The 25,274-nt window shown below is 68.1% G+C and carries 22 protein-coding genes, 1 pseudogene and 1 riboswitch; of the genes and pseudogenes, 15 read left to right on the top strand and 8 right to left on the bottom strand.

Annotated elements, in window-relative coordinates; genetic code table 11:
• Positions 1–22: 22 nt before the first annotated feature.
• The 4 genes from C7416_RS14270 (at position 23) to C7416_RS14255 (ending at position 2,954) form a co-directional block, all read left to right on the top strand.
• A complete protein-coding gene (locus C7416_RS14270; protein WP_111519545.1) occupies positions 23–1,162 on the top strand; it encodes a glycosyltransferase family 4 protein in 1,140 nt (379 codons plus the stop codon).
• The gene (locus tag C7416_RS14265) at positions 1,089–1,574 is read left to right on the top strand and encodes a diacylglycerol kinase (protein ID WP_111519544.1); all 486 of its coding nucleotides are present in this window, start codon (positions 1,089–1,091) and stop codon (positions 1,572–1,574) included. The genes C7416_RS14270 and C7416_RS14265 overlap by 74 nt, the downstream gene beginning before the upstream one ends.
• A 100-nt stretch (positions 1,575–1,674) precedes the next feature.
• Positions 1,675–2,373 carry a TetR/AcrR family transcriptional regulator gene (locus C7416_RS14260; protein ID WP_018005421.1) on the top strand — a complete coding sequence of 233 codons (699 nt, stop codon included), beginning with the start codon at positions 1,675–1,677 and terminating at the stop codon, positions 2,371–2,373.
• Positions 2,370–2,954: an LOG family protein gene (locus C7416_RS14255; protein ID WP_111519543.1), complete on the top strand. Its 585-nt coding sequence runs from the start codon at positions 2,370–2,372 to the stop codon at positions 2,952–2,954. Before C7416_RS14260 ends, C7416_RS14255 begins: the two co-directional genes overlap by 4 nt.
• Before the next feature lie 25 nt (positions 2,955–2,979).
• On the opposite strand, the gene C7416_RS14250 is transcribed toward C7416_RS14255, so the two are convergent.
• From C7416_RS14250 to C7416_RS14230, 5 genes are all read right to left on the bottom strand, one after another.
• The gene (locus C7416_RS14250) at positions 2,980–3,576 is read right to left on the bottom strand and encodes a DUF924 family protein (protein WP_111519542.1); all 597 of its coding nucleotides are present in this window, start codon (positions 3,574–3,576) and stop codon (positions 2,980–2,982) included.
• Between the two features lie 43 nt (positions 3,577–3,619).
• Entirely contained in the window at positions 3,620–4,036 is a 417-nt protein-coding gene (locus C7416_RS14245; RefSeq protein ID WP_111519541.1) for a group II truncated hemoglobin, read from the bottom strand.
• Positions 4,037–4,072: 36 nt separating this feature from the next.
• Positions 4,073–6,700 carry an ABC transporter permease gene (locus C7416_RS14240; protein WP_111519540.1) on the bottom strand — a complete coding sequence of 876 codons (2,628 nt, stop codon included), beginning with the start codon at positions 6,698–6,700 and terminating at the stop codon, positions 4,073–4,075.
• A gap of 85 nt (positions 6,701–6,785) precedes the next feature.
• Positions 6,786–7,385, bottom strand: a complete 600-nt coding sequence (locus tag C7416_RS14235; RefSeq protein WP_111519539.1) for a DUF4126 domain-containing protein — start codon at positions 7,383–7,385, stop codon at positions 6,786–6,788.
• 108 nt (positions 7,386–7,493) lie between these two features.
• Complete coding sequence (locus C7416_RS14230; RefSeq protein WP_111519538.1) at positions 7,494–8,591, bottom strand: substrate-binding domain-containing protein; 1,098 nt, start codon at positions 8,589–8,591, stop codon at positions 7,494–7,496.
• Positions 8,592–8,735: 144 nt separating this feature from the next.
• On the opposite strand from C7416_RS14230, the gene C7416_RS14225 reads away from it, so the two are divergent.
• Positions 8,736–9,578, top strand: a complete 843-nt coding sequence (locus C7416_RS14225; RefSeq protein ID WP_111519537.1) for an ABC transporter substrate-binding protein — start codon at positions 8,736–8,738, stop codon at positions 9,576–9,578.
• A 21-nt stretch (positions 9,579–9,599) separates the two neighbouring features.
• Here the strand turns inward: C7416_RS14225 and C7416_RS14220 are convergent, their stop codons facing one another.
• A complete protein-coding gene (locus tag C7416_RS14220) occupies positions 9,600–10,547 on the bottom strand; it encodes a LysR substrate-binding domain-containing protein (protein WP_010809162.1) in 948 nt (315 codons plus the stop codon).
• A 231-nt stretch (positions 10,548–10,778) separates the two neighbouring features.
• On the opposite strand from C7416_RS14220, the gene xdhA reads away from it, so the two are divergent.
• The 7 genes from xdhA (at position 10,779) to C7416_RS14185 (ending at position 20,574) form a co-directional block, all read left to right on the top strand.
• Positions 10,779–12,281: a xanthine dehydrogenase small subunit gene (gene xdhA / locus C7416_RS14215; RefSeq protein ID WP_111519536.1), complete on the top strand. Its 1,503-nt coding sequence runs from the start codon at positions 10,779–10,781 to the stop codon at positions 12,279–12,281.
• Positions 12,282–12,307: 26 nt separating this feature from the next.
• Positions 12,308–14,668 carry a xanthine dehydrogenase molybdopterin binding subunit gene (xdhB, locus tag C7416_RS14210; protein ID WP_111519535.1) on the top strand — a complete coding sequence of 787 codons (2,361 nt, stop codon included), beginning with the start codon at positions 12,308–12,310 and terminating at the stop codon, positions 14,666–14,668.
• A 155-nt stretch (positions 14,669–14,823) separates the two neighbouring features.
• Entirely contained in the window at positions 14,824–15,813 is a 990-nt protein-coding gene (xdhC, locus tag C7416_RS14205) for a xanthine dehydrogenase accessory protein XdhC (protein ID WP_111519534.1), read from the top strand.
• A gap of 55 nt (positions 15,814–15,868) precedes the next feature.
• The gene (locus tag C7416_RS14200) at positions 15,869–16,924 is read left to right on the top strand and encodes an adenosine deaminase (protein ID WP_111519533.1); all 1,056 of its coding nucleotides are present in this window, start codon (positions 15,869–15,871) and stop codon (positions 16,922–16,924) included.
• A 76-nt stretch (positions 16,925–17,000) separates the two neighbouring features.
• Positions 17,001–18,323, top strand: a complete 1,323-nt coding sequence (guaD, locus tag C7416_RS14195) for a guanine deaminase (RefSeq protein WP_111519532.1) — start codon at positions 17,001–17,003, stop codon at positions 18,321–18,323.
• Positions 18,324–18,511: 188 nt separating this feature from the next.
• Positions 18,512–19,684 (top strand): fatty acid desaturase, encoded by a 1,173-nt coding sequence (locus tag C7416_RS14190; protein ID WP_111519531.1) that lies wholly within the window; start codon positions 18,512–18,514, stop codon positions 19,682–19,684.
• Between the two features lie 56 nt (positions 19,685–19,740).
• Positions 19,741–19,864, top strand: a riboswitch (yybP-ykoY riboswitch).
• A 134-nt stretch (positions 19,865–19,998) separates the two neighbouring features.
• Complete coding sequence (locus C7416_RS14185; RefSeq protein ID WP_111519530.1) at positions 19,999–20,574, top strand: TMEM165/GDT1 family protein; 576 nt, start codon at positions 19,999–20,001, stop codon at positions 20,572–20,574.
• Positions 20,575–20,739: 165 nt separating this feature from the next.
• Here the strand turns inward: C7416_RS14185 and C7416_RS14180 are convergent, their stop codons facing one another.
• Both C7416_RS14180 and uraH read right to left on the bottom strand, forming a co-directional pair.
• Positions 20,740–21,945: a urate hydroxylase PuuD gene (locus tag C7416_RS14180; protein ID WP_111519529.1), complete on the bottom strand. Its 1,206-nt coding sequence runs from the start codon at positions 21,943–21,945 to the stop codon at positions 20,740–20,742.
• 31 nt (positions 21,946–21,976) lie between these two features.
• Entirely contained in the window at positions 21,977–22,330 is a 354-nt protein-coding gene (gene uraH, locus C7416_RS14175) for a hydroxyisourate hydrolase (protein ID WP_012352291.1), read from the bottom strand.
• A gap of 298 nt (positions 22,331–22,628) precedes the next feature.
• On the opposite strand from uraH, the gene C7416_RS14170 reads away from it, so the two are divergent.
• From C7416_RS14170 to C7416_RS29325, 3 genes and pseudogenes are all read left to right on the top strand, one after another.
• Positions 22,629–23,417, top strand: a complete 789-nt coding sequence (locus tag C7416_RS14170; protein ID WP_111519528.1) for a GntR family transcriptional regulator — start codon at positions 22,629–22,631, stop codon at positions 23,415–23,417.
• Positions 23,418–23,587: 170 nt separating this feature from the next.
• Positions 23,588–24,994, top strand: a complete 1,407-nt coding sequence (locus C7416_RS14165) for a nucleobase:cation symporter-2 family protein (protein WP_062797683.1) — start codon at positions 23,588–23,590, stop codon at positions 24,992–24,994.
• Positions 24,995–25,149: 155 nt separating this feature from the next.
• Positions 25,150–25,274 (top strand): annotated as a pseudogene (locus tag C7416_RS29325) (allantoinase); the annotation flags it as partial.

The following is a 25,274-nucleotide window of genomic DNA, read 5'->3' as shown; positions in this document are numbered from 1 at the left end:
CCACCGCGCCCAAGGAGGCTGCATGAAGATCCTGATCGTCACCGATGCCTGGGAACCGCAGGTCAATGGCGTGGTGCGCACGCTCAAGTCGACGCGCCGCGAACTGGAGGCGATGGGCCACACGGTCGACATGATCACGCCGCTGGAATTCCGCACCGTGCCCTGCCCGACCTACCCCGAGATCCGGCTGTCGCTGCTGCCGGGCGCGCGCGTACGGCGGCGCATCGAGGCCTTCGGCCCCGACGCGCTGCACATCGCCACCGAGGGCCCGCTGGGACTGGCCGCGCGCAGCCATGCGCTGCGCCGCAAGCTGCCCTTCACCACCGCCTACCACACGCGCTTCCCGGAGTATGTGCAGGCCCGCTTCGGCATTCCGCTGGCGTGGACCTACCGCTTCCTGCGCTGGTTCCACGGCCCCGCGCAGGCGGTGATGGCGCCGACGCCGGTGGTGCTGGACGACCTGCGGCGCTACGGCATCAACAACGCCGTGCTGTGGACGCGCGGCGTGGACCTGGACGTATTCACGCCGCAGCGCGCCAACGTGCTCAACACCGCCCACCCGATCTTTTTGTACGTCGGCCGCGTGGCGGTGGAGAAGAACGTCGAGGCGTTCCTGGCGCTGGACCTGCCCGGCTCCAAATGGGTGGTCGGCGACGGCCCGGCGCTGCCGGCGCTGCGCGCGCGCTATCCCGGCGCCAACTACCTGGGCGTGCTGAGCCAGCCCGAGCTGGCGCGGGTGTATGCTTCCGCTGACGTGTTCGTGTTCCCGAGCCGCACCGACACCTTCGGGCTGGTGCTGCTGGAAGCGCTGGCCAGCGGCCTGCCGGTGGCAGCGTATCCGGTCACGGGCCCGATCGACGTGCTCGGCGACAGCCCCGCCGGCGTGATGCACGAAGACCTGCGCGAGGCCTGCCTGGAAGCGCTGCGCATCGACCGCGCCACGGCCCGGGCCCACGCCGAACGCTTCTCGTGGCGCGCCGCGTCCGAGCAGTTCCTGGCCCACCTGCGGCCGTTCGCCGCTGCCAGGCCGGGCCGGGGCGGCGCAGCGGCCTCAACCGCCACAGCCCAGCCTTCCGCCCCGCAAACCCATGCCGAAACCGCATCCGGAACTGCCGTCCGACCCGCCAATGCAGAGGCCGCCGCCCGCCATGCAGAGCGCTGACTACTCCGTCGACCAGAATCCGCACAAGGGCAACCGGGGCCTGGCGCGGGCCTGGCATGCGGCCATCAATTCGCTGTCCGGGCTGCGCTATGCGGTGCTGGAGGAGAGCGCGTTCCGCCAGGAGCTGACCCTGGTGGTGATCCTGACGCCGTGCGCCCTGCTGCTGCCGGTGACCGCGGTCGAGCGCATCCTGCTGCTGGGCACGCTGCTGGTGGTGCTGATCGTCGAACTGCTCAATTCCAGCGTCGAGGCCGCGGTCGACCGCATCTCGCTGGAGCGGCACAGCCTGTCCAAGCGCGCCAAGGACTTCGGCAGCGCCGCGGTGATGCTGGCGCTGGTGCTGTGCGGCGGCACCTGGATCACCATCGCCGGGCCGCACGTGCTGCGGTGGGCGCAGGCGCTGGCCGGCTGATCCGGCCCGGGGCGGCGCGCAGAATGGGCGCGGCAGGCCGATTGCTTATAATCGCTACCCTGCCCCCGACTTACCGATCGCACCGATCGCCCGGACGCCCATGGAACCGAAACCGCAAACCGGACCCCGCCGCACCAGGGACCGCATCCTCGACGTCTCGCTGCGCCTGTTCAACGAAGTCGGCGAGCCCAACGTCACCACCACCACGATCGCGGAAGCGATGGAGATCAGCCCCGGCAATCTCTACTACCACTTCCGCAACAAGGACGACATCATCAACTCGATCTTCGTGCGCTTCGAGCAGGAGATGGAGCGCCGCCTGAAGATGCCGGACGACCACAAGGCCACGCTCGACGAAAGCTGGGGCTACCTGCAGTACATGTCCGAGTTCCTGTGGAACTACCGCTTCCTGTACCGCGACATCAACGACCTGCTGGCGCGCAACCGGATGCTGGAGACCAACTTCAAGCGCATCGTCGAGCAGAAACAGCGCTTTGCGCACGAGATCTGCCGCCAGTTCATCGAGGACGGCGAGATGGAAGCCACGCCCGAGCAGGTCGAGGCCATCTGCACCAACATGGTGGTGGTCGCGACCTACTGGCTGTCGTTCCAGTTCGTGCAGCATCCGCGCCAGTACAACGATCCCGAGCAGATCCGCGGCTACCTGCACGGCTCGAGCTACCACATCTTCTCGATCCTGGCGCCCTACCTGCGTGGCCGGGCACGGGAGGCATTCGACCAGCTGGCGCGCGACTACGCGGCAGCCAAGGCCGCCGGCGCGGCAAAGGAAACGAAGTGAAATCCGTCTGCGTGTATTGCGGGTCCAGTCCCGGCAATCGCCCCGAATACGCCGAGGGCGCGCGCCTGCTCGGCCGCACCCTGGCCGAAAGCGATCTGGCGCTGGTGTACGGCGGCGGCAAGGTGGGCCTGATGGGCATCGTCGCCGATGCCGTGCTGGAACATGGCGGCCGTGCCATCGGCATCATCCCGGAAGCGCTGATGCAGAAGGAAGTCGGCCATCGCGGCCTGACCGAGCTGCACGTGGTGCGCAACATGCACGAGCGCAAGCAGATGATGGCCGACCGCGCCGACGCCTTTGTCGCCATGCCCGGCGGCGTGGGCACCTTCGAGGAACTGTTCGAGACCTTTACCTGGCTGCAGCTGGGCTACCACGCCAAGCCGGTGGGCCTGCTGAACCTGGCCGGGTTCTACGACGGCATGCTGGGCTTCCTGTCGCACGCGGTGCGCGAAGGCTTCCTGAAGCAGGTGCACGCCGAGCTGCTGCACGTGGGCGACACGCCCGCCGGCCTGCTGGCGCAACTGGCGGCCGCGCCGCGCCTGCGCGTCGACAAGTGGCAGCAGGCGCGCGAGCAGACCTGAGCGCGCGCCGGCTGCCGGGCCGGGCTCAGAAGGACGAGCCCGGCTGCTGCAGGAACGCCTGTTCCTCGGCTGTACTCGGCCGGCCCAGCACCGCATTGCGGTGCGGGAAGCGGCCAAAGTGCGCGATGATCACGCGGTGCTTCTCGGCCCACTCGACGGCATCCACCACCCCGCCGCTGGCTTCGCGCAGCTGCGTCATCAGGCGCACCGCCTCGTCCTGGTCTTCCAGCGACTCCGAATGCTCGAACGGCATGTAGCAGAACATGCGGTGGTAGTCGGTCGGCAGCGCGCGGTCCATGCCGCTGGCAACGATGCGCTTGGCCAGTGCCAGCGCCTGCGCATCGGTGCCGAAGCTGCGGGGGTCGTTGCGGAACATGTTGCGCGGGAACTGGTCCAGCAACACCACGCGCGCGCACGCGCCCTCGGGCGTGACCGACCAGTCGTCGGGCGCCCCGTCGCAGGCGACCTGCCAGACCGACAGGAAATTCGCGCGAATCTGCGCATCGAACGCATCCGACTTGGTGAACCATTGCGGGCGCGCCGTATTCCAGGCGGCCGAACCGGGCCGGTCGAACCAGAAATCCAGCACACGCAGGGCGTCTTCAGGCAGTTGGGCTGTCATCGGCAGGGAAACCTTTCGAGGTAGAAACGGGCGCGTTGGCGCCTCAGCGCGCCACGTTGCGCATCCAGTCGGCGGTCTGGAAGAAGGCCTGCATCAGGCGCAGCTGCAGGTCTTCGGGCAGGCCGATGTCCTGCATCGCCAGCGCCATGCAGCGCATCCACTGGTCGCGCTCGCTGACACCGATCTCGAACGGCATGTGCCGCGCGCGCAGGCGCGGATGGCCGAAGCGCTCGATAAAGTGGTTGGGGCCGCCCAGCCAGCCGCACAGGAACCAGAACAGCTTGTCGCGCGAGCCCTCGAGCGAGGGCGGATGCAGCGCGCGCAGGCCGGCGAACTGCGGCTCCAGGTCCATCAGGTCGTAGAAGCGGTCGACCAGTTCGCGCACGCGCGCCTCGCCGCCCACCAGTTCAAAGGCAGTGACCTCGGCATTGCCGGGCTTGTCATCGGATTCAGTACTCATCACACACTCGTTCTGCGGCGGCGCCGGCACGCGGGCTCAGGCATCGCGCAAGGTCGCCAGCGCGGGCTGGCGCAGCACTTCGCGCAGGCCCAGCCAGCCGCCGGCAAAAGCGCACAGCATGCCAGAAACCACGCCGACCGGCACGATCCAGGCATTGAAGCGGTACGGGAAATCGAACACGAACTGCGACAGCCCCCAGCCCACCGCGATCGCGCCGAGGCTGGCGAGCAGGCCGGCGAGCCCGCCCACCACCAGGAACTCGGCATACTGGGTCTGCCGCACCAGCGCGGCCGAAGCGCCCAGCGCCTTGAGCAGGCCCGCGTCGCGCATGCGCTCGTCGCGCGCGCCGGACAACGCGGCGTACAGCACCGTCACCCCGGCGGCCAGCGTGAACACAAACAGGAATTCCACCGCCGCGATCACCTGGTCAAGGATGTCCTGGATCTGGCGCAGGATCATGTCGGTGTTGACCACGGTGATGTTGGGAAAGGCAGCGATCAGCCGGTTGCCCAGCGCGGCGCTGGCGGCCGGCAGGTGGAACGAGGTGATGTAGGTCTCGGGCATGCCCTGCATCGCCCGCGGCGGCAGGATCACGAAGAAGTTGACCCGCATCGAGCCCCAGTCGAGCTTGCGCAGCGAGGTCACGCGCGCCTGCACCGGCTGGCCGGCCACGTCGAAGCGCAGCGTGTCGCCGAGCCGGATGCCCAGGGTCTTGGCGATGCCCTCTTCCACCGACGCGCCCGCCTCGGCGCCGTCGGATCCGTTCGACCAGCGCCCGGCGATCACGCGGTTGCCCTCCGGCAGCGCATCGGTATAGGACAGGTTGAACTCGCGTTCGACCAGGTTGCGCGCGCGCCCGTCCTCGAAGCTGTCGCCGCGGATGGTGCGCTCGCCGATATGGGTCAGGCGCCCGCGCACCATCGGGTAAAGCAGGTCGGTGATGCCGGCGCCGGCCAGCATCTGGCGCAGCGGCTCGCGCTGGTCCGGCTGGATATTGATGATGAAGCGGTTGGGCGCATCGGCCGGCGTGGCGTTGCGCCAGGAATCGACCAGGTCGTTGCGGGTCATGCCGAGCAGCAGCAGCGCCATCAGCCCTACCGCCAGCGCCACCGTCTGCAGCACCGTGACCGCGCGGCGGCGCTCCAGCACCGCCAGCGCAAAGCGCCACCCCATCGCCGCGCGCCCGCGCAGGCGTCCGCGGAGCAGCCGCGACAGCAAGGTCAGCAGGCCCAGCGCCAGCACGCCGAACACCACCCCGGCGGCGACAAAGCCGCCGGCGGTGGTCAGGCCCAGCCGCAGGTCACGCGCGGCCACCAGCAGCAGCGCGACAAAGGCGCCCAGCCCGAGCGCGTAGGCCACCCAGGCCGACACCGGCGGCAGCCCGATATCGCGCCGCAGCACCCGCAGCGGCGCGACCCGCGTCAGCGCCAGCAGCGGCGGCAGCGCAAACCCGGCCAGCAGCACCAGCCCGGCCAGCACGCCCACCAGCGCCGGCAGCAGCGACGGCTGCGGCAGCGACACCTTGAGCAGCCCGCCCAGCGACAGCAGCAGGCCATAGTGCGCCAGGTAGCCGAGCAGCACGCCGGCGAGCGCGCCGGCCGCGCCGACCAGCAGGAATTCCAGGCCGAAGGCACGCAGGATCTGCCCGCGCGACAGCCCCAGGCACTTGTAGACCGCGCAGGCATCGGTGTGGCGCTGCATATAGCGGCGCGCCGACATCGCGATCGCCACCGCCGCGATCATCGACGACAGCACCGCCACCAGCGACAGGAAGCGCTCGGCGCGGTCCAGCGTGGCGCGCATCTGCGGCTGGCCCGATTCCAGCGACTCGACCCGCGTATTGCGCAGCTGGCGGCGCTCGATCTCGTCCTGCGCCCATTTCTGGAAGGCCGCGCCGGCGGCGTCGGGGCCGGCCACCAGCAGCCGGTAGGTAACGCGGCTGCCCCAGCCGATCAACCCGGTGCTGTCCAGGTCCGGCAGCGGCATCAGCACGCGCGGCGCGAAGTTCATGAAGCCGGTGCCGCGGTCGAGTTCCTGCGTGATGATGCGGTCGATGCGGAAGCTGCGGCTGCCCAGCCGCAGGCTGTCGCCCACCGCTACGCCCAGCGCGCCCAGCAGCGCCTCGTCGACCCATACCGTGCCCGGCGCGGGAATGCCATCCGCGGGCGCATCCGGCCCGCCCGGCGCGCCGGTCACCCTGAGCCGGCCGCGCAGCGGATAGCCGTCGGTGACCGCCTTGAGCGCCGCCAGCTGGCTGGGCGGCTCGGCGCCGGCCTGGGCCTTGCCCTCGGCGGTGGCCATGCTCGGGAAGGTCACGGTCTGCGCCACCGCCAGGCCGGCGGCGCGGGCGCGCTGCGCGAACGCGGCGTCGAAGGGCTGGTCGGCCACCAGCAGCACGTCGGACGCAATCATCTGGCGCGCGTCGCGCTCCAGCCCAAGCCGCATGCGGTCGGCCATGAAGCCCACGCTGGTCAGCGCGGCCACGGCCAGCACCAGCGCAAACAGCAGCAGGTAGAGCTCGCCCGCCAGCCAGTCGCGCCGGGCCATGCGCAGCGCCTGGCGCCAGGCGGAAAATTTGCCGCCGGTGGCGGCGTGCAGGCCGGCGGATGAGGCGTCGGATTGGGCAGCGGTGGCCGGGACGTCAATGGCGGACTCGGGGGGCATCGGTTGCTTGGTTCTTGGTTGCTGGCGCCGGTGCGCCTCGGGTCAGTCAGGTAATGCAAAAAAGCTGGCAGGAACAACTGCGCCGCTAGCGCGGCACATCATGCCGGGTTCCGCCGCGCAGGCTGGCATGGAGCCGGCGCACCCCGCGCCACAACTTCGGCAGCAGCCACACCGAGCCCACCAGGAACACCGCGAGCAGCACCAGGAACAGCACCGGCAAGAAGAACGCCAGCAGCAGGCTGCCGGTGGCGGTCAGGTCCTCAGTGAATGAGGCCGTCCAGTTGGAAAACGGTTCCGGCGACACGTTGATCAGCGCGCGCGTGCCGGCCTTGACCGCATGCGCGGTGCCGGCCAGCGTGCCGCCGACCAGCCCCGCCGCCACCACCCATTGCGGATCCAGCTGGCCGAACGCGGCGGCCGCCAGGATCGCCCCGGCCGGAATGCGGATGAAGGTATGGATGCCGTCCCAGACGGTGTCGAAGGCCGGCACCTTGTCGGCGACGAACTCGGCCACCGCCAGCACCGCGGCCACGCCGATCACCCACCAGGACTCCAGCGGCTGCAGCCCCGGCGGCAGTTCCAGCCAGCCCAGCCGCGCCAGCACCCCGGCGGCGAGCACGGCAAGATACAGGCGAAATCCGCTGGCCCAGGACATGCCCGCGGCCAGCGCGGCGGTTTCCAGCATGGCGCTCCTTGCAAGGGTCCGGCGCGGGCCGGCGCAGAGACCGGCGCGCCCTGGCAGGGAGTGTAATACGGACCGGCCCGACCGGTCCGGGACCAGCCCTGCCGTGGCTCAGCTGCCCTCCTTGCCGTCCGGGCCGAACCACGGCAGCGCCTCCTGCGGGGTCAGGATGCCCGCCGGCTCCGCCATGGTATAGCCCGGCAGCGCCTCGATGCGCCGCGCAAAGGCCGGATCGGCCAGCAGGGCCAGCAGCGCGGCCATCCAGCCGGCGGTCTGGTCGTTCTTGCGCAGCGCCAGGTAATAGGCCTCGCGCGTGAGCGGCACGAACGCCAGCCCGTGGGCCTCGGCGTTCATGCGCAGCCCGAAACCGGCCTGGGCGCGGCCGCTGTGCACGGCTTCCGCCACTTTTTCATTGCTGAACTCGGTCTCGTCGTAACCGTTGACCAGGTCGGGATACAGGCCCTCGGCGGCCAGCAGCTGGTCGAACAGCATGCGCGTGCCCGAGCTGCGCTGCCGGTTGACGAAGCGCGCCTGGCTGCGCGCCAGGCCGCGCAGGTCGTGCACCTCGCGCGCCAGCCCGGGCGCCAGGATCAGCCCCTGCTCGCGCCACGCCAGCCGCAGCAGCCGCACGGCGCCAGGCCTCAGCCACTTGCGCAGCGTCACATGCGCGACCGAGCCCGCAGTCTGCACCGGCGAGACATAGAAGCCGGCCAGCTCCGACTGGCGCTCCTGCAGGCAGATCAGCCCTTCGACGCTGCCGCAGAACACCGTGTCGAGCTGCAGCGGACTGCCGGCCGTGCCCAGCGCGGCGGCCAGCACTTCCACCGCCGGGTCATGGCTGCCGGTGAAATGCACGCACGACTGCGGCTGCTGGGCGTCGTCCAGGTCGGCGATGAACTCCGCCATGGCGCGCTGCACCGCCGGCTCGATCGACTCGCGCAGGCGCAGCTCGGCGCGCAGCAGGCGCTCGCCGAAGCGCGTCAGCGACGCGCCGCGCCCGCGCTCCATATCCAGCATGCTGCGGCCGAGCATCTCTTCCCACGACCGCATCACGCCCCAGGCGTGGCGGTACGACAGGCCGATCTCGCGCGCGGCGCGGTGCAGCGATCCGGTTTCGCGCACCGCCTTGAGCAGCTGGAACACCTTGGCATTGGCGCGCGGATTGTCATCGGAGGCGATCACCGGAAACAGGTCGAAGCGGAAGGTCATAGGTTCCCCGCTACATATTTACTTGTCGATCTCGGCTGGACCACAATGAATACCCCATTCTTATGTTGTTTTGCCGGATTCTCCCCGAGATCCGAAGGCAAAATCAATTATGTCGACAAGAACATAATAAGGAGGAGACCGCCCATGTCCCGCCGTGCCCGCCCCTTGCGCCACCGCAGGCGCCACCTCGTCGTGTCCATCGTGCCGCTGCTGTGCCTCGGCCTGCTGCCGGCCGCGCAGGCCGGCGAGATCAAGCTCGCCACCACCACCAGTACCGAGAACTCGGGCCTGCTGAAGCACCTGCTGCCGCGTTTCGAGCAGAAGTCAGGCGTCAAGGTAAAAGTCATCGCCGTCGGCTCGGGCAAGGCCATGAAGATGGGAGAGATGGGCGATGTCGACGTGCTGCTGGTGCACGCGCGCAAGATGGAAGACGCGTTCGTCGCCGCCGGCTACGGCGTCAACCGGCGCGACGTGATGTACAACGATTTCATCGTGGTTGGACCGGCCAGTGACCCGGCCGGGATCAAGGGCGGCAAGGACGTGCTGGCCGGGTTCCGCAAGCTTGCCGCCAGCGGCACCAAGTTCATCTCGCGCGGCGACAATTCCGGCACCGACGTGATGGAGAAGGACTACTGGAAGCAGCTCGGCATCGAGCCCAAGGGCCAGCCGTGGTACGTCAACGCCGGCCTGGGCATGGGCGAGGTGCTCACCATGGCGGCGCAGATGCCCGCCTATACGCTGTCGGACCGCGCCACCTACGGCGCCTACCGCGCCAAGACCGGGCTGGCGATCGCCATCGAGGGCGATCCGAAGATGTTCAACCCGTACGGGATCATCGCGGTCAACCCGGCCAGGCATCCGGGCACCAACTACAAGGATGCGATGAAGCTGGTGGAGTGGATCACGTCGAAGGAAGGACAGGACGCGATTGCGCGGTACAAGGTCGAGGGCGAACAGCTGTTCTTCCCCACTGCCCACGCAAAGTAGCGTCGCCGCCCTGGCCCCGCCTCAACCCGCTTCCGCCTCGAGTCTAGGCAACTGCGGCAGATCCGCCGCCACCTCCGCGATCATGCGCCGGATCCACATCACGTCCGGCGCGGCATGGCAGCGCTCGTGCCAGAGCTGGTAGAAGCGCATGCGCGGGAACGACACCGGCGACGGCACCATGCGGATCGGCAGGTACTGCGCGTAGTGCGCGGCGAACTGCCGGCCGGTGGTGAAGACCATGTCGGTCTTCATCAGCACATACGGCACCAGCCCGAAATACGGCAGCGTGACCTGGATATTGCGCTTGTAGCCCTGCTCTGCAAGCGCCTGGTCGATCATGCTGCGCTGCATCGACGCGTAGGGCGCCGGCGCCAGGTGGGGCATTTCCAGGTAGTGCTTGAGCGTCAGCCCCTTGCGCGCCAGCGGGTGCTGGGCGCCCAGCATGCAGACCACCTCGTCGTCGAACAGCGGCGAGATATGCAGGTGCTCCGGCGGCGACAGCCAGTTGCCGACCACGATATCCAGCTGTCCCTGCTCGAGGTCGTCGAGGAAGTCCGACGACGACGTCATCGGGTGCACGAACAGCTTGGCGCCGGGCGCCAGCCGGCGCACGCGCTCGACGATATTGGGCAGGAAGAAGGCGTCCAGGTAGTCGGGCGCGCCCAGGTGGAAGGTGCGCGTGGTGGTGGCCGGGTCGAACTGCTGCGGCGGCCGCGCGATGCGGTCCATCGCCGCCAGGCTCTGCTCGGCCAGCGCCAGCAGCTCGCGGCCGCGCTCGGTCGGCACCATGCCGTTTTTGCCACGCACCAGAATGGCGTCGCCGGTGATCTCGCGCAGGCGCTTCAGGGTATTGCTGATGGCGGGCTGCGACTGGCCCAGACGCACGGCGGTGCGGGTCACGCTCTGCTCGGTGAGCAGGGTGTGGAGCACCCGCAGCAAATAAGTATCGAGATGGTCGCGTCCGTGCATGGCGATGGCGGCCCGCCGGCGGAGCCGGATGGGTGGCGTGGGGGATGGGAACGGCGCATAGTGTATGACAGGCACCCCACAAACGGTCAAATCACCCCTCCCTCGGGGGACGCCGCCTGGTGCGGCGGCGCACCGTCCGAGGTGCCCGCTGATGGGGCATATCACCTGGGCCGAATATTGCATGAAAGGCCCGGGTGCTATGTTTCCGCCATCACCAAGAGAGAGAAGACCATGGAGACGCAAACCATCCGCTTTTTCCATCGCGGCCAGGTCAAGGAAGTATCCGAAGCCCCCATTACCCGCACCGTGCTGCAGTACCTGCGTGAAGACGCGCGCTGCACCGGCACCAAGGAAGGCTGCGCCGAAGGCGACTGCGGCGCCTGCACCGTCGTGATCGGCGAGCTGCAGGACGGCGGCGACGTCGAATTCAAGGCCGTCAACGCCTGCATCCAGTTCCTGCCCACGCTCGACGGCAAGGCCCTGATCACGGTCGAGGACCTGCGCCAGGCCGACGGCAACCTGCACCCCGTGCAGGAAGCCATGGTCGAGTGCCATGGCTCGCAGTGCGGCTTCTGCACCCCGGGCTTCGTGATGTCGCTGTGGGCGCTGTACCAGCAGCACACCCCCGGTGGCGAGGCGCCCTCGCGCCAGACCATCTGCGACGCGCTCACCGGCAACCTGTGCCGCTGCACCGGCTACCGCCCGATCATCGATGCCGGCGAACGCATGATGGCCCTGCCCGCCCCCACCGCGGACAAACTCAACCCGCGCCAGATCGCCGACACGCTGCGCAACCTCAAGCGCGGCGAAACCTTCCGCTACCGCGCCCAGGGGCAGGAGTTCTTCGCCCCGCGCACCGCGGCCGAGTTCGGCGCGATCAAGGCGGCGCAGCCCGATATCCGCATCCTGGCCGGCAGCACCGACGTCGGCCTGTGGGTCACCAAGCAGTTCCGCGAGCTCGGCAGCCTGCTCTACGTCGGCCAGGTCGAAGACCTGAACCACATCGAGCAGCGCGACGGCATGATCGAGATCGGAGCCGCCGTGACGCTGGAAAAGGCCTACGCCGCACTCAACGCCGCGCACCCGGAGCTGGAAGAGCTGTGGAAGCGCTTCGCCTCGCTGCCGATCCGCAATGCCGGCACGCTGGGCGGCAATATCGCCAACGGCTCGCCGATCGGTGACTCGATGCCGGCATTGATCGCGCTGGGCGCGGAAGTGGTGCTGCAGCACGGCGAGACGCGCCGCACGCTGCCGCTGGAAGACCTGTACCTGGCGTACCAGAAGACCGCGATGCAGCCGGGCGAGTTCGTCGCCGCGCTGCGCGTGCCGGTGGCCGGCCCGCAGCACTTCCGCACCTACAAGCTGTCCAAACGCTTTGACGAGGATATTTCCGCCGTGTGTGCCGCGTTCGGCATCACCGTGCAGGACGGCATCGTCACGCAGGCCCGCATCGCCTTCGGCGGCATGGCCGCGACGCCCAAGCGCGCCGCCGCCACCGAGGCGGCGCTGACCGGCCAGCCGTGGAACGAAGCCACCGCGCGCGCCGGCATGGCCGCGCTGGCGCAGGACTACACGCCGCTCACCGACATGCGCGCGACCGCGTCGTACCGCAGCCGCGGCGCCGCCAACCTGCTGTACCGGTTCTGGCTGGAAACCAACGCCGACGCGCTGCCCGCCGCAGCCGTCAATGTGCGCGCCCCCGGCGCCGGCATCAACGAAACCGCCACGGCCTGAGCCGGAGAACAAGGAACGAAATCGGCATGAACAAGCAAACCGAACCCTTCCTGCTCGACGCCGCCGCCGAACAGGTACCGCAGGTCGGCATCTCGCGGCCGCACGAATCCGCCCACCTGCACGTGGCCGGCACCGCGACCTACACCGACGACATCCCCGAGCTGGCCGGCACGCTGCACGCCGCGCTCGGCATGAGCACCCGCGCGCACGCGCGCATCAAGTCGGTCTCGCTCGACAAGGTGCGTGCCGCGCCGGGCGTGGTCGACGTGCTGACGGTGGACGACATTCCCGGCACCAACGACTGCGGCCCGATCATCCATGACGACCCGATCCTGGCGCGCGGCGTGGTGCAGTTTATCGGCCAGCCCGTCTTTATCGTGGTGGCGACCTCGCATGACGCGGCTCGCCGCGCCGCCCGCCTCGGCGTGATCGACTATGAAGACCTGCCGCCGGTACTGTCGCCGCAGGCCGCGCACGAGGCCGGCAGCTACGTGCTGCCGCCGATGCACCTGACGCGCGGCGAACCGGCCGCGCGCATTGCCGGCGCGGCCCACCAGGACAGCGGCACGATCCACCTCGGCGGCCAGGAGCAGTTCTATCTCGAAGGCCAGATCTCGTACGCGGCCCCGCGCGAGAACGACAGCATGCAAGTGTGGTGCTCGACCCAGCACCCCACCGAAATGCAACACGCCGTGTGTCATATGCTGGGCTGGCAGGCGCACCAGGTGCTGGTGGAATGCCGACGCATGGGCGGCGGCTTCGGCGGCAAGGAATCGCAGTCGGCGCTGTTCGCCTGCTGTGCCGCGCTGGCGGCGTGGAAGCTGATGTGCCCGGTCAAGCTGCGCCCGGACCGCGACGACGACATGATGATCACCGGCAAGCGCCATGACTTCGTCTTCGACTACAGCGTCGGCCACGACGACGAAGGCCATATCGAAGGCGTCAAGGTCGAGATGGTGTCGCGCGCCGGCTTCTCGGCCGACCTGTCGGGCCCGGTGATGACCCGCGCCATCTGCCACTTCGACAACGCCTACTGGCTGCCGAACGTGCAGATCGACGGCTACTGCGGCAAGACCAACACGCAGAGCAACACCGCCTTCCGCGGCTTCGGCGGCCCGCAGGGCGCGTTCGCGGTCGAGTACATCCTGGACAATATCGCCCGCACGGTCGGCAAGGATTCGCTCGACGTGCGCCGCGCCAACTTTTACGGCAAGGGCGAGAACAACGTCACGCCCTACGGCCAGACCGTGGAAGACAATGTCATCCACGAGCTGATCGACGAACTGGTGGCCAGCAGTGAATACCGCGCCCGCCGCGAGGCCACGCGCGCGTTCAACGCCACCAGCCCGGTGCTGAAAAAGGGTATCGCCATCACCCCGGTGAAGTTCGGCATCTCGTTCAACGTGGCCCACTACAACCAGGCCGGCGCGCTGGTGCACGTCTACAACGACGGCTCGGTGCTGGTGAACCACGGTGGCACCGAAATGGGCCAGGGCCTGAACACCAAGGTGGCGATGGTGGTGGCGCACGAGCTCGGTATCCGCATGGAACGCGTGCGCGTGACCGCGACCGATACCAGCAAGGTGGCCAATACCTCGGCCACCGCGGCATCGACCGGGGCCGACCTGAACGGCAAGGCCGCGCAGGACGCGGCGCGGCAGATCCGCGAGCGCCTGACCGCGTTTGCCGCGCGCAAGGCCGGCGTGGAGCCGTCCGAGGTGCGCTTCAACGATGACCTGGTCAGCGCCGGCGAGCTGCGCCTGTCGTTCGGCGAGCTGGCGCGCGAAGCCTATGTGGCGCGCGTGCAGCTGTGGTCCGACGGCTTCTACACCACGCCCAAGCTGCACTGGGACCAGAAGACGCTGCAGGGCCGCCCGTTCTACTACTTCGCCTACGGCGCCGCGTGCTCCGAGGTGCTGGTGGACACGCTCACCGGCGAATGGAAGCTGCTGCGCGCCGACGCGCTGCACGACGCCGGCCGCTCGCTGAACCCGGCGATCGACATCGGCCAGGTCGAAGGCGCCTTTATCCAGGGCATGGGCTGGCTGACCACCGAGGAACTGTGGTGGAACAAGGACGGCAAGCTGATGACGCACGCCCCGTCGACGTACAAGATCCCGACGGTCAACGACTGCCCCGAGGAATTCAACGTGCGCCTGTTCCAGAACCGCAACGTCGAGGACAGCATCCACCGCTCCAAGGCGGTGGGCGAGCCGCCGCTGCTGCTGCCGTTCTCGGTGTTCTTCGCGATCCGCGACGCCGTGGCCGCGCTGGGCGACTACCGCATCAACCCGCCGCTGAAGGCGCCGGCCACCAGCGAGGCGATCCTCGATGCCGTCGATGCCGTGCGTGCTGCGGCGGCGCAAGTGGCTGCGCAGGCAGCCTGAACGGTGGCAAGGAAGCGCGCGCCTGCGGAGGCCCCGGACTTTCCCCCCTCGACTGCGTTGACAGGCGAGGGGCCGGCGGAAGAAGCAGGCGCGCGCCACCACTGACACAAGCGATACCACAAGCCATACCACGCATCACCACAAGGCCCCCCACCATGCAGGACGCACCGCTCAAACCCTTCCGCTTCGCCGACGCCGCCCGCATGGTGCGTGCCGGCGTGCCGGTGGCGATGGTCACCATCGTCGAGGTCAAGGGCTCGGCGCCGCGCGAGGCCGGCATCCGCATGCTGGTCAGCGCCGACGACCTGGTCGGCACCATCGGCGGCGGCCACCTGGAATGGCGCGGCATGGACATCGCGCGCGAGATGCTGGTGCGCGGCGAGCCGCGCCGGATCGAGCGCATTCCGCTGGGCCCGGCGCTGGGGCAGTGTTGCGGCGGCGTGGTGCAGGTTGGGTTCGAGGTGCTGGGGCAGGCCGACCTGGCCTGGCTCGATGCGGTCGAGCGCAATTTCGCCGCGCAGCGTGCGCTGCAACGGCAGGTGCCGGCCCGTGGCGCGGTGACCTTTTGCGATAGCCGCGCGGTGCTTGCCGGCGTGGAGCTGGAAGCGGACGGCAGCTGGACCGACACGCTGGTGCCCGACACCATGCACGTGGTGCTGTTCGGCGCCGGCCATGTCGGCCATGCGCTGGTCAAGGTGCTGGCGACGCTGCCGTGCCGCGTGCACTGGGTCGACGAGCGCGACACGCTGTTTCCGGGTGGCCTGCCCGACAACGTCGAGGCCGAGGCCAGCGACACGCCCGAGGCCGTGGTTGCGCAGGCGCCGGCGGGCAGCTATTTCCTGGTGATGACGCACAGTCATGCGCTCGACCAGACCCTGTGCGAGGAAATCCTCAAGCGTACCGATTTCGCCTACTTCGGCCTGATCGGTTCCAAGACCAAGCGCGCGCGCTTCGAACACCGCATGGCCGAGCACGGCATCGACCCGGCCCGGTTTGCGGAAATGACATGCCCCATGGGGGTTCCCGGGATCACCGACAAGGCTCCGGCTATGATTGCGGTTGCCATCGTCGCCCAGCTGCTCCAGGTCCGCGAACAGCGCCTTGCCGCGCTGCGTGCGGGCCGCACGGAGACGGTGCATCCCTGAACCCGTGCCGCCGGTGCTGCCGGCCGGCACAGAAAAGCCCAGAAACGAGGCCCCCATGACCATCGATGCCGCGCTCGCGGAACAGATCCGCCGCACCCCCAAGGCCGAACTGCATGTGCATATCGAAGGCACGCTTGAGCCGGAACTGATCTTCCGGCTGGCGCAGCGCAACCAGGTGGCGCTGCCCTACCCCAGCGTCGACGCGCTGCGCGCCGCCTACGCCTTCACCGACCTGCAGTCGTTCCTGGACATCTACTACGCCGGCGCCAGCGTGCTGCTGACCGAGGAAGATTTCTTCGACATGACCATGGACTACGTCAAGCGCGCCGTCGCCGACAACGTCCGCCACGCCGAGATCTTCTTCGATCCGCAGACCCATACCGCACGCGGCGTGCCGATCGGCGTGGTGATCGACGGCATTGCCGATGCGCTGGCGCAGGCCCGCACCGAGTACGACTTCTCCAGCAGCCTGATCCTGTGCTTCCTGCGCCATCTGTCGGAGGAAGACGCGTTCGCCACGCTGGAGGCGGCGCTGCCCTATCGCGACCGCTTCGTCGGCGTCGGGCTCGATTCGTCGGAGAAAGGCAACCCGCCCGAGAAATTCGCGCGCGTGTTCGCGCGGGCGCGCGAGCTGGGCCTGCACCTGGTGGCGCACGCGGGCGAGGAAGGCCCGGCACAGTACGTGACCGATGCGCTCGACATCCTGAAGGCGGAGCGCATCGACCACGGCGTGCGCGCCATCGACGATGCCGCGCTGGTCGCGCGCCTGGCGCGCGAGCGCGTGGCGCTGACGGTGTGCCCGCTGTCGAACGTCAAGCTCAAAGTCTACCCCGACCTGCGCGACCACCCGCTCAAGCGCATGCTGGACGCGGGCGTGGCCATCACCCTGCATTCGGACGACCCGGCCTACTTCGGCGGCTATATGAATGCGAACTGGGAAGCCACCTTCGACGCACTGCCGCTGGACGCGGCCGATGCGCACAAGCTGGCCCGCAACAGTTTTGAAGCGGCCTTCCTGCCTGCCATGCAGAAGGCCGAGTTCCTGGCGGAAGTCGACCACTTCTGGTCCGCTCCGCCCAAGTCCCCGCCCGCGACGGCCCCGGCGGCCTGAGCCCGGCGCATGCCAATAGCCCGGCCTGCAGCTTGCACCATGCGGTGCCGCGCGGGCCGGCCACGAGAGACAAACCATGACGAGCCACCCCACCACTGACTCCCGTACCCGCGCCATCCGCGGCCGCGTGCTGCATTTCCTGCGCGACCCGCAATTCCATGAGGACGCGTATCAGTATTGGGACGACGGGGTGCTGATCGTCACCGACGGGCGCATCGCCGCCGCCGGCGACTACGCGCAGCTGTCCGCGCGCATCCCGGCCGGCGCCGAGGTCGTCGACCACCGCGGCAAGCTGATCGTGCCGGGCTTTATCGACACCCACGTGCACTTCCCGCAGACCGACATGATCGCGTCGCCGTCGCCGGGCCTGCTGCACTGGCTCGACACCTACACCTTCCCCGAAGAGCGCCGCTTCGCCGATCCCGACTACGCGCGCGGCGTCGCCGGCTTCTTCACCGAGGAGCTGCTGCGCAACGGCACCACCAGCGCGGTAGTCTGGAGCACGGTGCACAAGGCCTCGGCCGACGCCCTGTTTGCCGAGAGCGAGGCGCGCAACCTGCGCATGGTCACCGGCAAGGTGATGATGGACCGCAACTGCCCCGAGTTCCTGCGCGACACCGCGGAAAGCGGCGCCCGGGATTCCGCCGACCTGCTGTCGCGCTGGCATAACAAGGGACGCCTGTCATACGCGATCACGCCGCGCTTCGCGCCGACCTCGACCGAGGCGCAGCTGGCCGCCTGCGGCGAACTGGCGCGCGCCTACCCGGACGCCTTTATCCAGACCCACGTGGCCGAGAACCGCGACGAGGTCAAATGGGTGGCCGAGCTGTTCCCGGACGCGCGCAGCTACCTGGATGTCTACGACCGCTATGGCCTGCTGCGTCCCGGCGCGATGTATGGCCACGCCATTTACCTGGACCAGGACGACCGCCGCCGGCTGGCCGACAGCGGCGCGGCGGTGGCGCACTGCCCGACCTCCAACCTGTTCCTGGGCAGCGGCTTCTATGACTTCCACCAGTCCGATGCCAACCGCCTGAACGTGACGCTGGCCACCGACGTCGGCGGCGGCACCTCGTTCTCGATGTTCCGCACCATGAACGCCGCGCACAAGGTGGCGCGCATGGGCGGCTACTACCTGACCGCGCTGCGCATGTTCTACCTGGCCACCCGCGCCGCGGCGGAGGCGCTGGGCTGGACCGGCCGCGTCGGCAGCTTCAGCGAAGGCTGCGAGGCCGACTTCATCGTGCTGGATCCGAAGGCCACGCCGCTGATCGCACGCCGCAGCAACCGCTCGGAAACGCTGGAAGAAGAGCTGTTCGCCTTTGCCATGCTGGGCGACGACCGCGTGATCGACAGCGTCTACGTGATGGGCGAGCCGGCCAGCGTCCCGGCAGCCTGATCCGCCACACGTCCGCATCCGTGGCCCGCCGCACCCGCGGCGGGCGCGCCCTTACCGCTTCCTGCGTCCCACCGGCTTGACGACCGTCAAGACTGCCTTCGACAAAGCCTTCTAACCTTGCGGTTCCGCCGCGGCCACTCTGCCTTGCCGCGCACCAATACCGATCGACCGCAATCAGAAGGTTCTGCATGACCGCATATCAATCCGCTCCATCCGTCGAGCCCGCCCCCGGGCACGCCCAGGCGCATGCCGGCGCTCGCGCCCGTGCCCCGCACCAGGCTCCGCTGCCTGAACCGATCGCGCCGGACGCGCCGCTGCCGTCGCGCAAGATCATCCGCGGCTGGCTGATCCCGCTGGGCCAGCGCAGCACCCCGCGCGCGCTGATGCTGTTCAGCTTCGATTACCTGTTGTTCGGCGCCGTGCTGGCTGGCGTGGTGCTGGCGCCGCACTGGGCCGCCAAGCTCGCGCTGGGCGTGCTGGTGGGGCTGGTGATCGCGCGCCTGTTTATCATCGGCCACGATGCCTGCCACCAGAGCCTGACCCCGCGCCGCGGCCTGAACAAGTGGCTGGGCCGGCTGACCTTCCTGCCGTCGCTGACGCCGTACAGCCTGTGGGAGGTCGGCCATAACGTGGTCCATCACGGCTATACCAACCTGAAGGGGTTCGACTTCGTCTGGGCTCCGTATTCGCTCGAGGAATTCAATGCGCTGCCGCGCTGGCGCCGCGTGATGGAGCGCATCTACCGCACCGGCTTCGGCCCGGGGCTGTATTACCTGGTCGAGATCTGGTGGTGCAAGCTGTTCTTCCCCAGCAAGCGCCAGATGGCCACGCGCCGCCCGATCTTTACCGGCGACTGCGTGCTGGTGGCGGCGTTCGGGCTGGCCTGGATCGGCGCGCTGGTCGGCCTGGCGCTGGCCACGCAGCAGTCCGTCTGGATGCTGGTCGGCGCCGGCTTCGTGCTGCCCTTCCTGGTGTGGAACGTCACCGTCGGCTTCGTGCTGTACGTGCACCATACCCACACCAGCGTCGCCTGGTACGACACCAAGACGATGTGGGCCCGGGCCCAGCCGTTCGTCTCGACCACCGTGCACCTGCGCTTCCGCCATGGCATCGGCGCGGCACTGCACCACATCATGGAACACACCGCGCACCACGTCGACATGAGCGTGCCGCTGTACCGCCTCAAGCGCGCGCAGGCGCTGCTGGAGCACGCGCTGCCGGGCCGCATCATCATCGAGAACTTCTCCTGGCGCTGGTATTTCGACACGGCGCGCCGCTGCAAGCTCTATGACTTCAAGGCGCTGTGCTGGACCGATTTCCGCGGCCGCCAGACCAGCGACAACGCCCCGGTTCCGGCCTGAGCGCCGTGCCGGCCGCCGGCGGCGGTGGACGAGCCGCCGCCGCCGCGGTTATAATCGCCGCTTCCATTGGGGAGTAGCCGCCCTGCTCTCGCCGCGCCGCGCAATGCGGACTCCGGGGGACAGGGGCGTACGTCAACAGACTTGACCGCTTGCGGTTATGGCGTGCGCAGCTCCGGACCCGCCTGGCCAGACCGGCCCAGGCAGCGTCCATGCCTGGCGAGACCGATGACCAACCCTTTCTGGCCGGGCCGGGAAAGGGTTGCGTCATTGGCATCTCGCGATGCATTGCGGCCCGGCTACCCCACAAGACCAATATGGAAGCCTTCCTTGTCTCCACAGGCATCGTCGCCCTCGCAGAAATGGGCGACAAGACGCAATTGCTGTCGCTGGTACTGGCCGCGCGCTACCGCAAGCCGGTGCCCATCATCCTCGGCATTCTGATCGCCACGCTGTTCAACCACGGCTTCGCTGGCGCGCTCGGCGGCTGGATCACGCACGTGGTTGGCGAAAGCCTGCTGCGCTGGATCCTGGGACTGGGCTTTATCGCGATGGCCGCGTGGATGCTGATCCCCGACAAGCTCGACGACGCCGAGCAGGCCAGGCTGGTCAAGGGCTTTATCGGCATCCTCGGCACCACCCTCGTCGCCTTCTTCTTTGCCGAGATGGGCGACAAGACCCAGATTGCCACGGTGGCGCTGGCGGCGCGCTTCAGCGACGCCGTGCTGGCGGTGGTCATGGGTACCACCTTCGGCATGATGATCGCCAACGCACCGGCCGTGTTGCTGGGCGACCGGTTCGCCAACAAGATGCCGATCGGGCTGGTGCACAAGGTTGCGGCCGGGATCTTCCTGGTGCTGGGGGTGCTGGCGCTGCTGAATATCGGCGGATAAGCGCCAGGCAAAAAAAACGGGGCACAAGGCCCCGTTCAAACCCTCGCCGGTCCGGTACTGACGGTTGCCAACCGCACAACCCTCCGGACCGTCGATCACCGATGCTCGGATTTCGCGGGCTGGCTCTGCAAGCGCCAGCCCCAATGCTTCTCAGTTCAGACCACGTTAATTCGTCGTCTTGGCACCGCCTTCGAACCACTGCCCCAGCAGCGCGCGTTCGTCGTCGGTAATCTGCGTCACGTTGCCCAGCGGCATCGCCTTCTGCTGTACCGCCTGCTGGTAGATCAGCTGGGCGTGGGCCTTGATGTCCTCGGGCGTCTCGAGCTTGATGCCCTTGGCCGCGGTCGGCATCATCTTCGGCTGCTCGGCGTGGCACTGCACGCAGCGCGCGTTCATCACTTCCTGCACCTTGGCGAAGCTGACCGCCGCGGCGGCCTCGCCGTCAGCCTTGGCTACGGCCGGGCGCGGCTGCGGCGCGATCATCACGGCGACCACGCCCAGCGCGGCGACGCCGGCGGCAGGCCACAGCACGTTGATCTTGCCCTTGTGCTTCAGGATGAAGAACTGGCGGATCAGCACGCCCGACAGCATGATCAGGATCAGCACCACCCAGTTGTACTTGTGGGCGTAGGTCATGCTGTAGTGGTTCGACAGCATCGCGAACAGCACCGGCAGCGTGAAGTAGGTGTTGTGCACGCTGCGCTGCTTGCCGCGCTTGCCGTGGATCGGGTCCACCGGCTGGCCGGCCTTCAGTGCCGCGACCACCTTGCGCTGGCCCGGGATGATCCACGCCAGCACGTTCGCGCTCATGATCGTCGCGATCATCGCGCCGGTCAGCAGGAACGCCGCGCGGCCCGAGAAGATATGGCACGCGACGTAGGCGGCGGCGGCGATGTAGATCGCCACCAGGATGCCGACCAGGCGGTCGTTCTTGTTGAACAGGCGGCAGATGCTGTCATAGACGATCCAGCCGATCAGCAGGTACGACACCGCAAAGCCGACCGCCGCGCCGGGCGACATGTCGAACACGTTCTTGTCGATCAGGAACGTGCTGGCGTTGAACAGGTACAGCACCACCAGCAGCGCAAAGCCGCTCATCCAGGTCGAATACGACTCCCAGTAGAACCAGTGCAGGTTCTCCGGCAACTGCTTGGGCGCGGTCAGGTACTTCTGCGGGTTGTAGAAGCCGCCGCCGTGCACCGCCCATAGTTCGCCGTCGACACCCTTCTCCTTCAGGTCCGGCGCGGTGGGCTTGGTCAGGCTGTTGTCCAGCCACACGAAATAGAACGAAGAGCCGATCCATGCAATGGCGGTGATGACGTGCACCCACCGCAGCAGCATATTGGCCCAGTCGAGGATATAGCCTTCCATGTCTTGTCTCCTGTTTCCCTATGCCACCGCTTCAGCTGCCGCGGTAGGTCGAGTACGACCAGGGCGAAACCAGGAGGGGCACGTGATAGTGCGCGTTGACGTCGGCAATGCCGAAGCGCAGCGGCACCACGTCCAGGAAGGCCGGCTCGGGCAGCTTCACGCCCTGGGCACGGAAATAATCGCCGGCGGCGAATTCCAGCTCGTACACGCCCGCGGCGAGGTCGGCGCCTTCCAGCAGCGGCTGGTCGCAGCGGCCGTCGTGGTTGGTGACCACGGTCTTCAGGGTTTCGCGACGATTGTCGACAATTTTATGGAGAGTAATCGACATGCCCTGCCCGGGCGTGCCCGCAGCGGTGTCGAGAACATGGGTGGTCAAGCGTCCCATCGTATTTGTCCTTTTGCGATTGGGTTGTGAGGGGCGCCGCTGCCTTCACTAGCACCATGTGTGGGATGGTGCCCGCTCGGTACGTCTGGTAACGCATCCCGGCGCTGGGTTGGTGCGTGGCGACAATGCGCCTGCACTTCCCCGTTGGCAATTCAGGGATTTCCCTGAGTTGTCGAAAACCTGAGTTGGTTTTGTTGACAATATTGAGGCCGTAACCAAATAATTGTCAACAATTTTTGGATCACCGTACCCTGATACGCAGGATTTACGGTGCCCTGCCTGACCTGCCGGTGCCACGATGTCCAAGAGCCTGAAGCTGATTGCCGCCAACGCCGAATCCAAGGCCGAATCCAAGGCCCACCACGAGGCTGGCGACCTGACCGAGATCCCGGGCAAGCCCGCCAAGCCCGCGCGCAAGGGCTCGGTCGAGGAGCGCATGTACCACGAGATCTACGACGCGATCATGGAGCACCGGCTGCCGCCGCGCACCAAGCTCACCGAGCATTCGCTTTGCGAGATCTATGCCACCGCACGCCACACCGTGCGCAAGGTGCTGTCGCACCTGGCCGCCGACGGCATGGTCGACCTCGAGCCCAACCGCGGCGCCTTTATCGCCAGCCCGTCGACCGACGAGGCGCACGACATGTTCGAGCTGCGCCAGATGCTGGAGCGCGCGGTGCTGGAAAAGCTGGCCGCGATGCCCGACGTCAAGGCCGTGATCGCGCCGCTGCGGCAGATGGTGGCCGACGAGCGCCAGGCCTTCCTGACCCACGACCGTCCCAAGTGGATCCGCCTGTCCGCCGAATTCCACACCGCGCTGGCGGAACTGTCGGGCAATGCGCTGCTGGTCAACATGATGCGCCGCCTGGTGTCGCGCACCACGCTGATGATCGCCAGCGTGGAAGCGCCGGGCAACAACGCCTGCTCGTTCGACGAGCACGAAGAAATCCTCGACGCCCTCGAACAGGGCAACGCCGCACTGGCCCAGTCGCGCATGGCGCACCACCTTGGCGCCTGCGCCGACCGCGTGCAGCCGGACGAACCGGGCAGCTTCGATCTTCGCAGCGTGCTGGGCCGCTCCACCTAGCACGGTGTTCCCGTCACGCCCCCGCAAGAAGAAGGCAGCAGGCCCGTCGTCAGTACCGCGCCCAGGCAGTGCAAACGAGAGCGCGGCGACGGCGGGCCCATAACAACACCGACCAAACTGCCGGCACGGACGTGGCGTTCCCATCAAACCAAAGGAGAGGAGACGCACCAATGAATTCCGCAAGCACCACGGTCCCGACGGACCTCACCAACGAGCGTTTGCCTTCCGGGCGCCTGCTCGCGCTCGGGTTGCAGCACGTTCTGGTGATGTACGCCGGCACGGTTGCCGTGCCACTGATCGTGGGTGGCGCGCTCAAGCTGCCCAAGGACCAGCTGGCGTTCCTGATCAACGCCGACCTGTTCGCCGCCGGCCTGGCCACGCTGATCCAGGCTATCGGCTTCTGGAAGTTCGGCATCCGCCTGCCGGTGATGATGGGCGTGACCTTTGCCTCGGTGGCGCCGATGATCGCCATCGGCACCGACCCCAATGTCGGCCTGCTCGGCATCTATGGCGCGGTGATCGCGTCAGGGATCTTCGGCATCCTGATCGCGCCGCTGATGGGGCGCATGCTGGGGTTGTTCCCGCCGGTGGTGACCGGCACCGTGATCACGCTGATCGGCGTGTCGCTGATGCGCGTGGCCATCAACTGGTCGGCCGGTGGCCAGCCCACCACGCGCGCCGTCATCGACGGCGTCGTCAAGGAAGTGCCGAACCTGGCCTATGGCGACCTGGCCAACCTTGGCATCGCCGGCCTGACGCTGGTCATCATCCTGCTGCTGACCAAGTACGGCCGCGGCCTGGTCGCCAACTGCGCGGTGCTGCTCGGCATCATCATCGGCACGCTGGTGGCGATGGGCCTGGGCAAGGTCTCGTTCGACGGCCTGGACGAAGCCAGCTTCGTCGCCGTGATCACGCCGCTGCATTTCGGCATGCCGACCTTCCAGCTGACCGCGATCCTGTCGATGTGCATCGTCATGCTGATCACGCTGGTGGAGTCGACCGGCATGTTCCTGGCGCTGTCGGACATCACCGGCAAGAAGCTGAGCAACGAGGACCTGACCCGCGGCCTGCGCGCCGACGGCCTGGGCACGGTGATCGGCGGCATCTTCAACACCTTCCCCTACACCTCGTTCTCGCAGAACGTGGGTCTGGTGACGGTGACCGGCGTGCGCTCGCGCTACGTCGCGGCGGCCGGCGGCATCATCCTGATCGCCTTCGGCCTGTTTCCCAAGATGGCCCACGTGGTGGCCTCGGTGCCGCAGTTCGTGCTGGGCGGCGCCGGCATCGTGATGTTCGGCATGGTTGCCGCCACCGGCATCCGCATCCTGGGCTCGTGCGATTTCAACCGCAACCGCCACAACCTGTTCATCGTCGCGATCTCGATCGGCTTCGGCATGATCCCGACGCTGGCGCCGACGTTCTTCCAGTACCTGCCCAAGTGGACCGACCCGTTCACGCACAGCGGCATCGTGCTCGGCACCATCGTGGCGGTAGCGCTGAACCTGTTCTACAACGGCATCCAGTCGCGCGAAGAGGCCATGCGCAACGCCGCGGCCAACTCGCACGGCACCGAGTAATCGAAGTACCGGCAAGGCCGGGCCGGCCCGCAGGGACCCGGCCCCTAAGCAGTACCGGCGCCGCCGCCGGCACCACTGGCATGCTCATTGCATGACGGTCGGCGCCTGCGGCGGGACGGCGGTGCCGGTTGGTTTCCTGAAGCAAGCAACGACACATGACAAACGATAACTATCCACGCGATCTCATCGGTTACGGCGCCCGCCCGCCGCATGCCCGCTGGCCGGGCGGCGCGCGCGTCGCGCTGCAGTTCGTGCTCAACTACGAAGAAGGCGGCGAGAA

This window comes from Cupriavidus phytorum (assembly GCF_003254285.1).
Classification (GTDB): domain Bacteria; phylum Pseudomonadota; class Gammaproteobacteria; order Burkholderiales; family Burkholderiaceae; genus Cupriavidus; species Cupriavidus phytorum.
The sequence above is the reverse complement of the archived record's forward strand: the minus strand, read 5'-3'. Positions and strand labels throughout refer to the sequence as shown.

Bases quoted from the DNA above. Each gene is read 5' to 3' on its own strand.
- C7416_RS14270 (WP_111519545.1), top strand. From the start codon at position 23: ATGAAGATCCTGATCGTCACCGATGCCTGGGAACCGCAGGTCAATGGC.
- C7416_RS14265 (WP_111519544.1), top strand. From the start codon at position 1,089: ATGCCGAAACCGCATCCGGAACTGCCGTCCGACCCGCCAATGCAGAGG.
- C7416_RS14260 (WP_018005421.1), top strand. From the start codon at position 1,675: ATGGAACCGAAACCGCAAACCGGACCCCGCCGCACCAGGGACCGCATC.
- C7416_RS14250 (WP_111519542.1), bottom strand. From the start codon at position 3,576: ATGACAGCCCAACTGCCTGAAGACGCCCTGCGTGTGCTGGATTTCTGG.
- C7416_RS14245 (WP_111519541.1), bottom strand. From the start codon at position 4,036: ATGAGTACTGAATCCGATGACAAGCCCGGCAATGCCGAGGTCACTGCC.
- C7416_RS14240 (WP_111519540.1), bottom strand. From the start codon at position 6,700: ATGCCCCCCGAGTCCGCCATTGACGTCCCGGCCACCGCTGCCCAATCC.
- C7416_RS14235 (WP_111519539.1), bottom strand. From the start codon at position 7,385: ATGCTGGAAACCGCCGCGCTGGCCGCGGGCATGTCCTGGGCCAGCGGA.
- C7416_RS14230 (WP_111519538.1), bottom strand. From the start codon at position 8,591: ATGACCTTCCGCTTCGACCTGTTTCCGGTGATCGCCTCCGATGACAAT.
- C7416_RS14225 (WP_111519537.1), top strand. From the start codon at position 8,736: ATGTCCCGCCGTGCCCGCCCCTTGCGCCACCGCAGGCGCCACCTCGTC.
- C7416_RS14220 (WP_010809162.1), bottom strand. From the start codon at position 10,547: ATGCACGGACGCGACCATCTCGATACTTATTTGCTGCGGGTGCTCCAC.
- xdhA (WP_111519536.1), top strand. From the start codon at position 10,779: ATGGAGACGCAAACCATCCGCTTTTTCCATCGCGGCCAGGTCAAGGAA.
- xdhB (WP_111519535.1), top strand. From the start codon at position 12,308: ATGAACAAGCAAACCGAACCCTTCCTGCTCGACGCCGCCGCCGAACAG.
- xdhC (WP_111519534.1), top strand. From the start codon at position 14,824: ATGCAGGACGCACCGCTCAAACCCTTCCGCTTCGCCGACGCCGCCCGC.
- C7416_RS14200 (WP_111519533.1), top strand. From the start codon at position 15,869: ATGACCATCGATGCCGCGCTCGCGGAACAGATCCGCCGCACCCCCAAG.
- guaD (WP_111519532.1), top strand. From the start codon at position 17,001: ATGACGAGCCACCCCACCACTGACTCCCGTACCCGCGCCATCCGCGGC.
- C7416_RS14190 (WP_111519531.1), top strand. From the start codon at position 18,512: ATGACCGCATATCAATCCGCTCCATCCGTCGAGCCCGCCCCCGGGCAC.
- C7416_RS14185 (WP_111519530.1), top strand. From the start codon at position 19,999: ATGGAAGCCTTCCTTGTCTCCACAGGCATCGTCGCCCTCGCAGAAATG.
- C7416_RS14180 (WP_111519529.1), bottom strand. From the start codon at position 21,945: ATGGAAGGCTATATCCTCGACTGGGCCAATATGCTGCTGCGGTGGGTG.
- uraH (WP_012352291.1), bottom strand. From the start codon at position 22,330: ATGGGACGCTTGACCACCCATGTTCTCGACACCGCTGCGGGCACGCCC.
- C7416_RS14170 (WP_111519528.1), top strand. From the start codon at position 22,629: ATGTCCAAGAGCCTGAAGCTGATTGCCGCCAACGCCGAATCCAAGGCC.
- C7416_RS14165 (WP_062797683.1), top strand. From the start codon at position 23,588: ATGAATTCCGCAAGCACCACGGTCCCGACGGACCTCACCAACGAGCGT.